Origin of the sequence: Pedobacter sp. V48, from assembly GCF_000523515.1 — a bacterium.
In the GTDB taxonomy this organism is placed as follows: Bacteria; Bacteroidota; Bacteroidia; order Sphingobacteriales; family Sphingobacteriaceae; genus Pedobacter.
In genome coordinates, this window is sequence record NZ_AWRU01000006.1 from 326,594 (window position 1) to 341,361 (window position 14,768).

The 14,768-nt window shown below is 39.4% G+C and carries 13 protein-coding genes and 1 pseudogene; 7 read left to right on the forward strand and 7 right to left on the reverse strand.

Annotated features, from left to right (window positions below; translation table 11 throughout):
• Positions 1-42: 42 nt before the first annotated feature.
• From N824_RS06675 to N824_RS06700, 6 genes and pseudogenes are all read right to left on the reverse strand, one after another.
• Positions 43-627: pseudogene (locus N824_RS06675) on the reverse strand (helix-turn-helix domain-containing protein).
• 300 nt (positions 628-927) lie between these two features.
• The gene (locus N824_RS06680) at positions 928-1,731 is read right to left on the reverse strand and encodes an alkaline phosphatase (protein ID WP_084498216.1); all 804 of its coding nucleotides are present in this window, start codon (positions 1,729-1,731) and stop codon (positions 928-930) included.
• 272 nt (positions 1,732-2,003) lie between these two features.
• On the reverse strand, positions 2,004-2,414 hold the full coding sequence (locus N824_RS06685) for a GtrA family protein (RefSeq protein WP_048904357.1): 411 nt from the start codon (positions 2,412-2,414) through the stop codon (positions 2,004-2,006).
• Complete coding sequence (locus tag N824_RS06690; RefSeq protein WP_048904358.1) at positions 2,414-3,109, reverse strand: hypothetical protein; 696 nt, start codon at positions 3,107-3,109, stop codon at positions 2,414-2,416. The genes N824_RS06685 and N824_RS06690 overlap by 1 nt, the downstream gene beginning before the upstream one ends.
• Before the next feature lie 49 nt (positions 3,110-3,158).
• The gene (locus tag N824_RS06695) at positions 3,159-4,355 is read right to left on the reverse strand and encodes a metallophosphoesterase (protein ID WP_048904359.1); all 1,197 of its coding nucleotides are present in this window, start codon (positions 4,353-4,355) and stop codon (positions 3,159-3,161) included.
• A 110-nt stretch (positions 4,356-4,465) separates the two neighbouring features.
• Entirely contained in the window at positions 4,466-5,407 is a 942-nt protein-coding gene (locus N824_RS06700) for a metallophosphoesterase (protein WP_084498239.1), read from the reverse strand.
• A 227-nt stretch (positions 5,408-5,634) separates the two neighbouring features.
• Between N824_RS06700 and N824_RS06705 the strand changes: the two genes are divergently transcribed.
• Positions 5,635-6,633, forward strand: a complete 999-nt coding sequence (locus N824_RS06705) for an alkaline phosphatase family protein (RefSeq protein ID WP_048904715.1) — start codon at positions 5,635-5,637, stop codon at positions 6,631-6,633.
• Positions 6,634-6,747: 114 nt separating this feature from the next.
• Here N824_RS06705 and N824_RS06710 read toward each other — a convergent pair whose 3' ends face one another.
• Positions 6,748-7,059, reverse strand: coding sequence for a hypothetical protein (locus N824_RS06710; RefSeq protein WP_048904361.1), 312 nt, complete (start codon positions 7,057-7,059; stop codon positions 6,748-6,750).
• A gap of 404 nt (positions 7,060-7,463) precedes the next feature.
• Between N824_RS06710 and N824_RS06715 the strand changes: the two genes are divergently transcribed.
• From N824_RS06715 to N824_RS06740, 6 genes are read left to right on the forward strand one after another with little or no spacing between them, the layout of a single operon-like run.
• The gene (locus N824_RS06715; protein ID WP_048904362.1) at positions 7,464-9,548 is read left to right on the forward strand and encodes a HEPN domain-containing protein; all 2,085 of its coding nucleotides are present in this window, start codon (positions 7,464-7,466) and stop codon (positions 9,546-9,548) included.
• A 4-nt stretch (positions 9,549-9,552) separates the two neighbouring features.
• Positions 9,553-10,344, forward strand: coding sequence for a uroporphyrinogen-III C-methyltransferase (gene cobA, locus N824_RS06720; protein ID WP_048904363.1), 792 nt, complete (start codon positions 9,553-9,555; stop codon positions 10,342-10,344).
• 5 nt (positions 10,345-10,349) lie between these two features.
• Entirely contained in the window at positions 10,350-11,864 is a 1,515-nt protein-coding gene (locus N824_RS06725) for a TSUP family transporter (RefSeq protein WP_048904364.1), read from the forward strand.
• Positions 11,865-11,866: 2 nt separating this feature from the next.
• On the forward strand, positions 11,867-12,571 hold the full coding sequence (locus N824_RS06730; protein ID WP_048904365.1) for a phosphoadenylyl-sulfate reductase: 705 nt from the start codon (positions 11,867-11,869) through the stop codon (positions 12,569-12,571).
• A gap of 14 nt (positions 12,572-12,585) precedes the next feature.
• Entirely contained in the window at positions 12,586-13,491 is a 906-nt protein-coding gene (cysD, locus tag N824_RS06735; protein ID WP_048904366.1) for a sulfate adenylyltransferase subunit CysD, read from the forward strand.
• Positions 13,491-14,741 (forward strand): sulfate adenylyltransferase subunit 1, encoded by a 1,251-nt coding sequence (locus tag N824_RS06740; RefSeq protein WP_048904367.1) that lies wholly within the window; start codon positions 13,491-13,493, stop codon positions 14,739-14,741. Before cysD ends, N824_RS06740 begins: the two co-directional genes overlap by 1 nt.
• The last annotated feature ends 27 nt before the right edge of the window (positions 14,742-14,768 follow it).

Consider the following 14,768-nt stretch of genomic DNA (forward strand, 5'->3'; position numbering starts at 1 on the left):
TATTTAGTATTTATAAACTATTTATAAGAAAGGGCTTGTTGATTAGTCGTTTGTGATGAAATAATAAACAACCAACATGAGCACGTCAGAGTCGCCAATATTAGATAGGTTGTGGCCTAGCCTCCCATCGAAGAAAATAGAATCTCCTTCTTCCAGGATATAGTTCTTGTCTTCTATCAGGTATTCAATTTTTCCTTTTATCAGGTATTWSTNTKCMMRSRNCRTYSRTGGYKRCCMTKTWNATTWYGWMKTRYWSSWWYTTWAARWWSSWRYAMWRCNAARATCKRMAGRGCSKCCATGAATGTTGCGGGCAAGTATGCGCTGATAGTTAAATCCCTTGGCTGCTTCTTTTTTGAGTGGTTTATAGTCGTTGGCGCGAATTACAAAAACCTTTTCCTGGTGATTGGCAGGGGAGATGTCTTTAAAGAAACCAGTCAGATCAAGATTTAAAGAGTGTACAATGTTCATTAGAACAGGTAACGATGGAATGGTACGGTTATTTTCAATCTGTGAGATCAAACCCTTGCTTACTCCGGCTCTATTGGCGAGCTCTTGTATGGTGATGTTTTTTTCTTTTCGTATTTCTTTTATTCTGTAGCTGATCTTTAGGATAATATCGTCTTCCATGGTTTTCGCGTTTTATCCAAAAGTAAATAAAATTTGGAATTCACAGGGGTGTAACTTACCATCAATTATTGTGTAGTTACTATTGAATATATTATAGTAACTATATGCATACGGTATAAAAGCAGAATTAAGTTACTATACGATACTCTTGGGATACCGTTGAAATACCTGAACAGTAATTCAACGGCATCTTAGGGTATCCCAAGGGTGATGCAAGGGTATTCCAACCCTGTACTTATGTGTTCATTATGTACTTATACCTTATTACAATACGGTTATATGAACTGGGATGTGAAGATATTATATCCCTGAAAAGCTATCTGCCACAGTTTTTCCTCTCCAGCTTTGAGGAGCTTTTAAGCCAAGTATCCAGGCAATGGTTGCGCCGGTATCATAAGTAATGATTACATCTTTAATCTCGTGGTTCTTTTTAACTCCTGCGCCATTTATTACCCATGGAATTTGTACCTCGTCTAAAGATTTTCCGCCATGTCCTTTGCCCGTTCCGCCATGATCAGCAGATAATATAATGATGGTTTCGTTCTCTATGCCTGCATCTTTTACTGCCTGTACAATCTTGCCTATTCTTATGTCAACTTTTTGAAGCTGCTCGTAATAGGCAGGGGTTCTGTGTCCAATGCCGTGGCCTGTGCCGTCTGGCTCATCCAGATGTACAAAAGTGAAATAAGGTTTGTCTCTTTTGATAATAGCGGCGGCAGTATCTGCACAAAAATCATCATTATCATTGCCTGGCACAACAATGCTGATGGCATCTTTTTCTACTAGTGGTCCGATGCCCGGCCAGCTATAGATTACTGCAGTTTTAGCGTTGGGTTTCTGATCTCTGATCACACTAAAAATAGATGGGAACAGACCGTATTTTGTAGTAGTAGCCGAAGGAATTTCTGGAGTTTTACTGCCCCATTCTGTGAAGCCGTGTTCAGTTGGTCCGGCACCCATAAGCATAGATGCCCAGTTAACCGCACTTGAAGAAGGCAGTACGGATCTGGCTTTTAGCGACCATGATCCTGTTTCCATTAACTTTTTCAGGTTTGGCATTTTAGCATCGGGTACTGCATAAGCTCCAAATCCGTCGCATCCAATTAAAACARYSTGTTYYNAYCTNTTTTTWYCTGNNCKCWKNTSANCWSYAMMRWWARATRSNAAYARRCYGAAKKYRRNARYTWATSYNNTWYCMKWTGYTWRWNTRYYWRWSSTTTAAAATTTTACTGAAACAATCTGTCGTCTTAAGGTTGTCGTCATCTCACATACGTCCCAGATGACGGCGTTAAATATATGTAAATATTTGTTTAGTAAAACTAAACATTTAAAATATTACAAATTCTTAATGAAGAGATAAGATTGATTTTGGTGCCCTAAAGAGACTTTCGTCTGAATACCCAGTATTTCTGTAAAACGTAGTTGAAGCCTAGAGATACAATGATGTCAACCATGATTCGGGTAATTTTGTAGTCTATCTTTAGCCAGGTGGTAAATAGATAGGTGCCTGATGATTTTAATAAAATACTGCCGCCAACAACAAATATAAATTTAGCCAGTTGTTGTCCAACCGGGGCTTTGTTCGCATTTGCGGTGGTAAAAGTCCAGTAGCGGTTTACAGAGAAATTAACCACCGCCCCAACTATTCCGCCGATAGCAATAGAAATGGTGTAATGAATGCCTAATAGTTCTGTACATAATATCATTACCAGATAGTCAACTATCCCGCCGGTAAAGGCAGAAAGCTGGGCTTTGGCAAAAACAAATACGGCATTCTTTTTACTCATTAAACACTATCTTTTTTAGCTAAACGAGCTTCTCGCTCTGCGTTGTCACGAATATCGCCAAGTTTTAGCAGTTTTCTAGTATCTAAAAAGTTAATGATAAAGAGCGTGATACAGATTGCTGCCGCAAAATATTCTATTAAGTGCCCGAAAAGAACCTCTGCAATAAGGATTAGGGCTAGTATAATTCTGATTTCGGTAGGTCCTACAACGCCCGAATCAATGCTGTAGATGTCTGTGATCTTATAACGTAACTGCGAAATGATCATTGCCCAGCCGTATAAAACCACAAAAACGAATGCGATAAGTTCGTATTCGTTTCTGGCATATACCATATAGCCCAGTCCAATAAGTACCGTGCTTACCCAGTCCATTATGATGTCTAAAGAAAAACCGTACCATTTTCTTGGAATGTTTCTGTAATAGGCTATCCTTCCGTCAAGCGAGTCGCCGAACCAGTTGATCGCTAAGCCTAATATACCAAGTAATAGAAAGCTGCGGTTGTCGTATGTCGCTAAAATAAAACCGGCAAGAACCAGTAATGATCCAAAAGTACCGGCAAAGGTTAGCATGTCTGAGGTGATGAATGAAGGAACCCGTTTTACGAGGTAAGAAATGGTGTTTTGCTCGGCATTTCTTAAGATGTTAGTTCTTTTTCTGTCTTGAAATATCCTTTTCAGATCTTGTGTTTCTTCCATTCAGGGGTTGCAAATATGCTTTTTATAACGAGGTACAAAAGTAGGTATTTTAACTTATTTCGGACGATTTTTTCAATTCTATTACAGTTATCTCTGGCCATATGCCAATCCTGCCAGAAAATCCCAGGAAGCCAAAGCCCCTGTTGATGTTTAAAAACCGACCATTTCTGCTTGTTATACCAGCCCAATGTGCGTAGCGATACTTTACAGGGCTCCATTTGATGCCAAATGCTTCTATTCCAAATTGCATGCCATGTGTGTGTCCCGAGAGTGTAAGGTGTACTTTTGAAGGGTGTTTTACTACTTCTGCATCCCAGTGTGATGGATCATGTGAAAGTAATATTTTAAAGTCATTGAGCTCGGTGCCTGCTAAAGCTTTGTTTAAGTCCCCTCTTTCGCCAAAACCGATTCCCCAGTTTTCTACTCCGGCCAACACTATTTTTTGTCCGTCTTTATGTAAGGTTACATCCTCGTCGAGCAGTAATTTGTAGCCTAGCTCTTTATGGTATTCTTTTAGTTGTTGCAGGTTTGCATTCTTTTCAGCATCGTTTTTCCAGGGTACATAATCACCGTAATCATGATTTCCTAAAACAGAAAATTGTCCGTATGGTGCCTTTACTTGTTTGAAATGATCAATCCAGGGTTTAATTTCTTCAGCTTTGTTATTTACAAGATCACCTGTAAATACAAACAGGTCAGAATTTTGTGCTTTGACCAGGTCGATGCCTTTTTGTACTGCTGTTGGATTTTTAAAGCTTCCGGCATGTATATCAGAGATTTGTGTGATGGTAAAGCCATCAAAATTTGAAGGCAGATCTTCGAAAAATAAGGTGTGTTTAATTACCCTGTAGGCGTATTTCCCTTTAACTATGCCGTAAATGAATATCAGGATGACAAGAAGGACAATCAGCAGGGCAAATTCTACCCAATATACATTTCTAGGGCCTTGAGTTATTAATCTGTATATATCTCCCAACAGCAAGAATGCGGAAAATATCACCTCTGTGACAAACAGGATCAGAAAAACGTGGGTGGTTATTTTAAAGAGCAAATCCATTCCATTGTCGCGCATTCTTATAATGGAGTAAATAAGGGCTGCAGTGGTGAGGGCGATAAAACCCCAGAAAAGTGGAGTGGTAAACGAGTTTGAGCTTATTGTTCTGATGCCCGAAAGCACGTACCAATTCAGAACAAAAAGTAGTATTGCTATTATAGCTAGTGGTAAAACACTGATTCTTCTCTTCATGTAATTTTATAAACGAATTAAAATTACAGCTTGGATGCCAAAGTGTTTGGTATGTTACTCAATATGACATTACTATGTATTGTTGGAGCTTTTAAGAATGGTTTAGCAAATTAAACCTTAATTACCCTGTCTGAAATATAGGGTACATTGGGGTATCCGTTGTAGTCGGGGTCGTTTTGTGCGGCTTGTTGCCCCAGGTATTCCGATTTTCGACCTTTGATCTCCGCAGTGACATTAGTGTAAATTGTTAAGAATGCCCACAGTGGTTCTTTTGTATGTGCAAAATCGTAGCCTGTAACGGGGTGGGTGAATTGGTATGATATGCTGTTGATCTGCACATAGTTAATGCCATTGTAGACATTGTGGTCATCTTCATGATGGTGGCCGCTAAAAACAAACTGAATTTTGTTAAATCCTGCTTTTTTGTTTATTCTTTCAAATATCAAACGGGTCAAGGCTCCTTCTTTTAGGCCATCCTGATCATTATCTATACCTTGATGGCAAAACACAATGGTTGGTAAATTGGTTCCTTCCAAATCTTGTTTCATCCATTTTGTCTGCGCTGGATTCATAGATCTTGGGTATCCTTTAGAAGTGTCCCCATCAGGTCTTTCATTGCCGTTTAGTACTACAAAATGGTAGCCGTTGTGATCAAAGGAGTAGTATTTTCCTTTGGCGCTCCAAAAATCAACAACCTGGTCATGCGTAAAACCGCCATCAGTATCATGATTTCCGATTACGTGGTATTTTGGCCCGGTAAACTGGTTCCAGATTTCCATGAGATTTTTGTTCTTTTCCTTGGGTACGCAAAAGTCTCCCATTTGAATAATGAAATCAGGCTTGCTCTGGTTCATTTCTGTGATGAAAGAATGTAATCTTTTTTCGCCATCCTTTATCAGGTCCTGATGAAGGTCTGTGCAAATACCGATACGCACCAAAGTTTTTTTGCTGGATAAAGTTGCGGAGGCTTCTGTTTTTGCGTACAGATTTTGTATTCCGGAAAGGCTGCCAGTGCCAATCAATGTGCTGATTAAAAAGTTGCGTCTTTTCATGTCTGTAAGTTGAAGTTCGGGACGGTTTTTCTTAGAATACAATTGTAAAATAAAAATTGCAATAAATGAAGCATATTTTTAATATTTGTAAACATTTTAAAATATAAGTATGTTTGTTTTGCATCTGTATCTAATTAATATAGTGTGTTTTGTGTGATTTTAATTTAAGAATATCTAATTGTTAAATTATTGTTATTAAATCTTAAAGTTTATATATACTAAAAATTATGAAAGCAAAATTATTTGTATTTGCATTGGTTTTTATCACTGGAATTGCCTCTTCCTTTGCTCAAAAAGGTAAGACAAAAAATGTGATCCTTATTTCTATTGATGGGTATCGTTGGCAGGAAATTTTCAAGGGTGCAGACTCTTCGTTGTTGTTTCAAAAAAAATATCGCAAGCAGGATTCAGCAGAACTTGTTAAAAAGTATTGGGCAGCTACCGCAAATGAGCGGCGGCAAAAGTTGATGCCCTTTTTTTGGAATACCATTGCTAAGCAAGGACAACTATACGGCAACCGCGACCTAAAGAATTATGTGAATGTTAAAAACAAATATTGGTTCTCTTACCCTGGCAGGAGTGAAACACTTTGTGGTTACTATGATCCGGCAATTAATTCGAACAGCTACCCGGATAATCCAAATGAAAACGTGCTTGAGTTTGTGGATAAACAAGAAGGCTATCAAAATAAGGTGGTAACTTTTGCAGGTTGGGCTGCGGTAGGAAACATAGTGAACCGTAATAGGAATAAAATGCCTTTGTATAATCCTTACGAGGATGTAAAAGGTGCAAGCTTAACTGAAGCTCAAAAGCTGGCTAATGAATTGCAATACCTTTTACCTAATACATTTGGTTCCTCAGAACGCTTCGATTTAACAACTTATGCGCTGGCTAAAACCTATATAGCAGCGAATCACCCACGACTGGTTTATATAGATTTTATAGATACTGATGAGTTTGGACACTCCGGACAATATGATTCTTTCCTTGATGCTGGTCATTATCTGGATAAAATGATTGCAAGTCTTTGGGCAAGTCTTCAGGCCGATCCTTTCTATAAGGATAATACCACTATTATGATCTGTCCGGATCATGGTCGCGGCATAGATAAAGGCTGGGTTAGTCATGGATCAGAAACTGCTCATTCAAATGAAACCTGGTTTGCTGTTATAGGGCCAGATACTCTTCCTAAAGGAGAAATGAATGCTGAAGGGCAAATTTACTAGGAACAGTTTGCGCAAACGTTAGCTCATCTTCTTGGCTTTAAGTTTACTGCCAATCACCCGGTAGGAGAGAGAGTTGAGTCTGTTTCCTCTTTTAAATAACGCTTAAATACAGCGTTATTTTTTAGCAGGTTCTTTGGTAGCAACTTTTTTAACTTTAGCAGTGGTAGTGGTCTCTTTAACTGGGGCCTCTGCATTTTTAGCTACAGTGCTTGCTTCAATTAGATCAGAGCTGCTTACTTTAAGTTTTTTAGACAGTTTTTTGGCTAATTTAGCTGCTGCTTTATTGATTTCTTTTTTGGCATCTTTAGGGTTGTAGTCCAATCCTGTAACTACTGCTTCAATTCCTGTGGCTATTTGAGTGTTTAGTGATTTACGAAGTTCCTTGATTGCAGATTTGATAGCAGATCCCTTTTTTTTATCTTTCATGACATATTCTTTTAAGAATTACAAAACAACATAAAGATAGTGTAAATTTCATATTATCATTATGTTAACATTTGTTCGTTGCTTAACACGAAGTAAAGCTGGGTATGTTTATTTGTAGCGGCGTAACCTTTTATGATGCACTTACTTAGCTAATCTTGAATGGTTTTAAATTGCAAAATAACTGATTGATAATTAGTGTATTAATTCTTTTTTTACAATTCTATGTACTACCAAACCTATATACTTTATATATTTGCTTTATGAAAACAGTGAATTGTAGCTTTAATTACATGATCATGCAATGCATGAAAGGGTAGTGCTACAGACTGTTTGGAACAAAACTTTTAAAAGCTTCTTCAGTCTCCCCGACAAAGAAGCTTTTTTTAAATTAGACCTAACAAAAGATGCAGAGCTTTAGAACAGAGTTAGAAAATCCTATTGTCGAAAAAGATATAATCGATCTTGAAAAGAAGATCCGGGAATTCCGCGAGGGTAAAATCCATGATGAGAAATTTAGAAGCTTGCGTTTGGCACGTGGTGTTTATGGCCAAAGACAGCCTGGCGTTCAAATGGTACGTATTAAACTGCCATTTGGTAAAGTAACTTTCAATCAGCTTTTACGTATTGCAGATGTATCTGATGAATATGCAAGCGGGAACTTACACCTGACAACCCGCCAGGATATTCAAATTCACTATGTAAGCTTAGATAGGACTCCCCAGCTTTGGGAAGAACTTCAACGTGATGATGTTACCATTCGCGAAGCCTGCGGAAACACTGTTCGTAACGTGACTTCTTCTCCGGATGCAGGTATAAATCCAAAAGAACCATTTGATGTATCGCCTTATGCGCATGCATTCTTTAAATATTTTTTACGTAACCCTATTTGCCAGGAGATGGGCAGAAAGATTAAATTCTCTTTCTCATCTGATGAAACCGATACGGCATTTAGTTACATCCATGACCTTGGTTTTATTCCGAAAATTAACGGACAGGGCGAGCGTGGTTTTAAAGTTGTTTTAGGTGGTGGGTTAGGAGCTCAGCCATTTTTAGCTGAACCTGTTCACGATTTTCTGCACGAAGACCAGATCATTCCTTATGCTGAAGCAATGCTCAGGGTGTTTGATCGTTACGGGGAAAGAACCAACAGAAATAAAGCGCGTTTAAAATACCTGGTTCAGAAACTTGGCCTAGAAGAAGTGGTAAGGCTTATTGAAGAAGAGCGTGTTGCCAATAAATCAAAGTCTTTTAAAATAGACCGTGATGCTGTACTTGATCCTCAGGTGCCTGAATTATTGGATTATCCTGCTTTGGATGATGTGGTAAATTCATTGGATTACAGACACTGGCGCGCTACTAACGTTTTTGCTCAAAAGCAAGAAGGTTTTTATGGTGCGTACATCAAAGTAACTAAAGGTGATATCCCAACAGATCTTGCCCGTAAGCTGGTTGATGCAATTAGTCCTTTTGCCGCTGATGAGATCCGTGTTACCCAGAATCAGGGTTTATTATTGAAATATGTCAGAGAAGGAGCTTTACCTTCTTTGTATGCTGAACTTAAAGCTTTAGGTTTTGCCAAACCTGGATTTGATAGTGTAGGTGACGTAACTACTTGCCCTGGTACAGATACTTGTAACCTTGGCATATCGAATAGTATGTCGCTTTCTGTTGCGCTGGAAGATGTGATCTATGAAGAATATCCGGAATTGATTTACGACAAAGACCTTAAAATAAAGATCAGTGGATGTATGAACTCTTGCGGACAACATGGTTTGGCCCACATTGGTTTTCATGGCAGCTCGGTAAAGGCTAATGGCAAAGTTGTACCTGCAGTACAGGTAATGCTTGGCGGCGGTACAGTTGGTAACGGCGAAGGCCGGGTAGCTGAGCGTGTAATTAAAGCGCCATCTAAACGTGCTACCGATGTCTTAAGAACCTTGTTAAATGACTTTGGCGCTAAAGCTGAAAAAGAAGAAGGCTTTAATAAGTATTATGACAGAAACGGTAAAGATTATTTTTACCAGTTGTTGAAACCACTTGCTGATCTTACCAATCTTAAGGATGAAGAGTATGTAGATTGGGGCCATGAAGAAATTTTTGAAACTGCTATTGGTGTTGGTGAATGTGCCGGTGTAGTAATAGATCTTGTGGCTACTTTGTTACTAGAATCCGAGGAGAAACTAGGTTGGGCCAAAGCATCGTACGAAGCCGGGGCATGGTCTGATGCCATTTATCACACTTATGCGGTATTTGTGGGTTCAGCCAAAGCTTTATTGCTTGATAAAGGTGTGAACAGCAGCACTCAGATTGGCGTGATCAGAGAGTTCGATAAAAACTATGTTGAAACCGGAGAAGTTGTACTTGAAGGCTCATTTAACGACCTGGTACTTCAAATTAATAAAAACGAGCCTACAGAAGCGTTCGCAACTGCTTACTTAGCTGATGTTGAGCGTTTTTATAACTCAATTAAAGGAACAAGAGGGGAGTAACGTAATGATCACTCACAAAAATATATATAACAGAGAGCCCAGAATCACGCTTGTTGGCGCTGGTCCCGGCGATCCGGAACTGATCACAATGAAAGGTGCCAATGCACTTAAAACTGCTGATGTGGTTTTGTATGATGCATTGGTTAATGAAGGAGTTTTAGATTATGCCAACCCTGATGCCATTAAGGTATATGTTGGTAAAAGATCTGGTGAACATTCATATGGTCAGGATGCAATAAACAAACTGATGATCGATTATGCGCTTAATTACGGCCATGTGGTTCGTTTAAAAGGTGGCGACCCGTTTGTGTTTGGCAGGGGATACGAAGAATTGGACTTTGCTGTGGGTTATAGTGTGCCGGTAACGGTTGTGCCTGGTTTATCCAGCTCCATATCTGTACCTGGTTTGCAGCAAATCCCGGTTACACACCGCGGACTTAGCGAAAGCTTCTGGGTGGTAACTGGTACTACTTCTTCCGGAAAAATATCTAATGACCTTTATGAGGCTGCACGATCAAAAGCTACCGTAGTGGTTTTGATGGGATTGGGTAAGCTTAAAGAGATTGTAAAGCTGTTTCAGAACGAGGGTAAGAACTTATTGCCTGTTGCTGCTATTCAAAGCGGATCAACAGAGAATGAGAAATTAGCCGTGGGTACTGTAGATACGATTGTGGAACTGGTAGAAGAAAAAGGTATTGAGGCACCGGCTTTATTGATATTTGGTCAGGTGGTTTCTTTACATCCTTCTTTTCAGCCAATCAAGAATTTTTATCAGGCTTTAAAAGAAGAGTTGTAGTTTTTATGGAAGGCAATCAGTTATTTCCTGTCTTCATAAAATTGAATACCATACATACCATACTTGTTGGCGCCGGCCCGGTTGGTTTGGAAAAGTTAACAGCAATATTAGGTAATAGTCCTGATGCCAGGATTACCGTTATAGGGTTGGAGATTTTACCTGAACTGCAGGAACTTGCTGATAAGCATGAGGGTGTAACAGTATTTCAAAAAGAGTTTGTTGCCACCGATCTTGATGGTGCAGATCTGGTTGTGGCAGCTACAAATAATGAATTGCTGAATCAGGAGATCAGGATACAGGCCGACCAGCGTAATTTGCTGGTTAACTTTGCTGATAAACCTGACCTGTGTAACTTTTACCTGGGTTCTATTGTTAAAAAGGGCGACCTTAAGATAGCAATATCAACCAACGGTAAATCGCCAACCATTGCAAAAAGGTTGAAAGAAGTGTTAAATGATAGTTTGCCTGAGGAGTTGAATGATACTTTGCAGCAAATGGAGGCACTTAGAAATACGCTTAATGGTGATTTTGCTTCGAAGGTTAAAAAACTGAATGAAGTAACATCATTATTGGTTACTGAAAAATTGTCTTTAACCAAAGATGAAGAATCGTCGTTAGTTAAAGATAAGGAAGAGAAAAGCAAAAGGGGTAAGATGAAATGGCTGATATGGCTGGCAATCGTATTTTCTTTTGTAATTGTTGTGACTGCATTTTGGCATAAAGAACCGGAATTTCAGGCTTATATTGAAAATCTAAACCCGATGTTCTACTGGTTCTTGCTGGGAGGTTTTGTTTTTGCAATGATTGATGGTGCGATTGGAATGTCGTATGGTGTTACTACCACCTCATTCTCTTTGGCAATGGGCGTTCCGCCGGCTTCGGCCAGTATGGGGGTCCATCTTTCGGAGATTTTGAGTAACGGTATAGCTGGCTGGATGCACTATCGCTTTGGTAATGTAAACTGGAAATTGTTTAGGTTATTGCTTCTTCCCGGAATTGTGGGTGCGGTAACAGGAGCATACTTATTATCATCATTGGAGCATTATAGCAATTATACCAAGCCGGTGGTTTCTTTATATACTTTAATACTGGGGTTTGTAATCCTTTCTAAAGCGTATAAAGCAAATGCCAAAACAACAGGCCCAAAGAAAAAGATAAAGAAGGTTTCTTTATTGGGTTTGTTTGGTGGCTTTATTGATGCTGTTGGTGGCGGAGGCTGGGGTTCTATTGTTTTGTCGAGCTTAATAGCCGGCGGAAGAAATGCCAGGTTCTCATTAGGAACAGTAAAGATAACGCGCTTTTTTATTGCGTTGATGAGCTCGCTAACCTTTATAACCATGTTAAATGGGGCACATTGGGAAGCGGTAGGAGGTTTGGTTATCGGTAGTGCACTTGCATCGCCAATTGCGGCAAGGGTATCTAACAAGATCTCTGCTAAAACTATTATGGTTTCGGTAGGTATTCTTGTCATTCTGGTAAGTTTAAGAAGCATCATCAACTTTATCCTCAAATTAGTTTAGTCATGAAGGAAAAATTAGAAGAAATAGCAGAAAAAATAAAAGGACTTGATCCGGTTGATGCACTTAAATTTTTTGCAAGCGAGTATCCTGGTAAGATTGTTTTTTCTACCAGCTTTGGCTGGGAGGATCAGGTGATTACACACATGATCTTTGCAAATGATATTCCTATTGAGGTTTTTACATTGGAAACCGGAAGGTTGTTTCCAGAAACGTATTATGTGTGGAACCGTACTTTAGAAATTTATAAGAAACCAATACTGGCTTATTTCCCGCAGGCAGAAGCTGTGCAGGAAATGGTGAATAAAAAAGGTCCGAGCAGTTTCTATGAATCAGTAGAGAATAGGAAAGAATGCTGTGGGATTCGTAAACTGGAGCCTTTAAGGCGTGCTTTAAACGGTAATCAGCTATGGGTTACCGGGATCAGATCTGAGCAATCTGTAAACAGGCACGATATGACCAACCTGGAGTGGGATGAGCAAAATCAGTTGATCAAGTTTCACCCGATCTTTTTCTGGTCGCTTGATGAGGTGAAGGAATACATTAAAAAGAATAATATTGTTTACAACACTTTACATGATAAGGGTTTCCCTAGTATAGGATGTGCTCCTTGTACAAGAGCAGTAAGAGAAGGCGAGGATTTTAGAGCTGGCCGCTGGTGGTGGGAAGATCAATCAAAAAAAGAATGTGGTTTACATGCCACTTCGTAATTGCAACAAAGAAAATGAGTAAGTATAATTTAGATTATTTAGACGAATTAGAGGCCGAGGCAATTCACATTTTACGTGAAGTTGCAGGGCAATTTGAAAAACCTGCCTTGTTGTTTTCGGGAGGTAAGGATTCAATTACATTGGTACGTTTAGCTGAAAAGGCTTTCAGACCAGGTAAATTTCCTTTCCCTTTGGTGCATATTGACACCGGGCACAACTTTGAGGAAACCATTACCTACAGGGATAAAATGATTGAACGAATTGGTGAAAAGCTGATTGTTGGTTCAGTTCAGGATTCTATAGATCAGGGTAAAGTGGTAGAGCAAAAAGGTAAAAATGCCAGCAGAAATTCTCTGCAAACAGTTACACTTTTGGATACCATTGCTGCACATGGTTTTGATGCTTGTATTGGTGGGGCCCGCAGAGATGAGGAAAAAGCACGCGCTAAAGAACGAATCTTTTCGGTAAGGGATGAGTTTGGACAATGGGATCCGAAGCGTCAGCGCCCGGAGCTGTGGAACATCTATAATGGAAAAATCCACAAAGGTGAGAACGTTCGTGTTTTCCCTATCAGTAACTGGACTGAGCTAGATGTTTGGAATTACATCCGTCGTGAGAACATTGAACTGCCTTCTATTTATTTTGCTCATGAAAGAGATGTAATTACACGTAATGGTCAGCTAATGGCTGCTTCTCCGTTCCTAAATATGGATGAAGAGGACATTGTTGAGCACAAAAAAGTACGTTTCCGTACGGTTGGTGATATGAGCTGTACTGCTGCGGTTGAGTCTGACGCAGATCAACTGGAAGATATCATTGCTGAAATCAGCGCATCAAAGATTAGTGAACGCGGAGCCCGCATGGACGATAAGGTATCGGAAGCTGCAATGGAAGACCGCAAAAAAGGAGGATACTTTTAATGAATTTACTTAAATTTTTTACAGCCGGTAGTGTTGATGATGGTAAAAGCACACTTATTGGAAGGTTGTTGTATGATACAGATTCCATTTTAGCTGATCAGTTAGAGGCTTTACAGCAGTCTAACCGTAAAAACGATGATGGATCAATCGACCTTGCTATTTTAACTGACGGCCTAAGAGCTGAAAGAGAGCAAGGAATTACCATTGACGTGGCTTATAAATATTTTCAGACGGAGAAACGTAAGTTTATCATAGCTGATACCCCAGGACATATTCAGTATACCCGTAACATGATTACCGGTGCATCTACCGCCAAGCTTGCCATCATTTTAATTGATGCACGTAATGGTGTGATTGAGCAAACCATCAGGCACTCTTACCTGGTTTCTTTATTGGGTATTGAGCATGTTGTGGTATGCCTGAACAAAATGGATATGGTTGATTTTAGTGAAGAGGTATTTAACACGATTACTGACAGGTATAAAACACTTGCTGCTGATTTGAGCCTAAAGGATGTTACTTTTATTCCTATTAGTGCTTTAAAAGGCGATAATGTAGTGAATGAATCGGAACACATGCCTTGGTATAAAGGCCAGAGCTTACTTCATTTCCTGGAGAATGTTGATGTAGAGACCGGACCGGATTATAACCTTGCCCGCATGCCTGTGCAATGGGTGGTTAGACCACAGACCGATGAGCTTCATGATTACAGGGGCTACGCTGGTCGCGTGCTTAGTGGTTCATTTAACGTAAATGATAAAGTAACGGTATTGCCTTCAGGTACAAGTTCAGTTATTGAACGTATAGAGATATTTGATCAAACTCCTTCAGAAGTTCATGCAGGTCAGTCGGTAACGCTTCACCTAAAGGATAATATTGATATTAGTCGCGGTGATGTATTGGTAAATTCTGATCATTTACCTCAAAACTCTCAGCTGATCGAAGCTGATGTATGCTGGATGGATAAACGTCCTCTTGATGAGAGTATTACTTATTTATTACAACACAATAGCAAAGTTACCAAGTGTAAAGTTCGTGAGATCATACACAAAGTTGATATCAATACTCTTGAAAAACAGGAAGCTTACGACTTTAAATTAAACGACATAGGCCGTATTGTAATCAAAACTGCTGATGCGCTTGCTTTTGACTTTTACACGGATAACAAAGCCAATGGCGCCGCCATTTTAATTGACAGCAGAACTAATTTAACCGTTGCTGCGTTGATGTTCAGAGCAATTGCAGATTAGTTTTCTTAATTGCTTTTAAAAAAAATA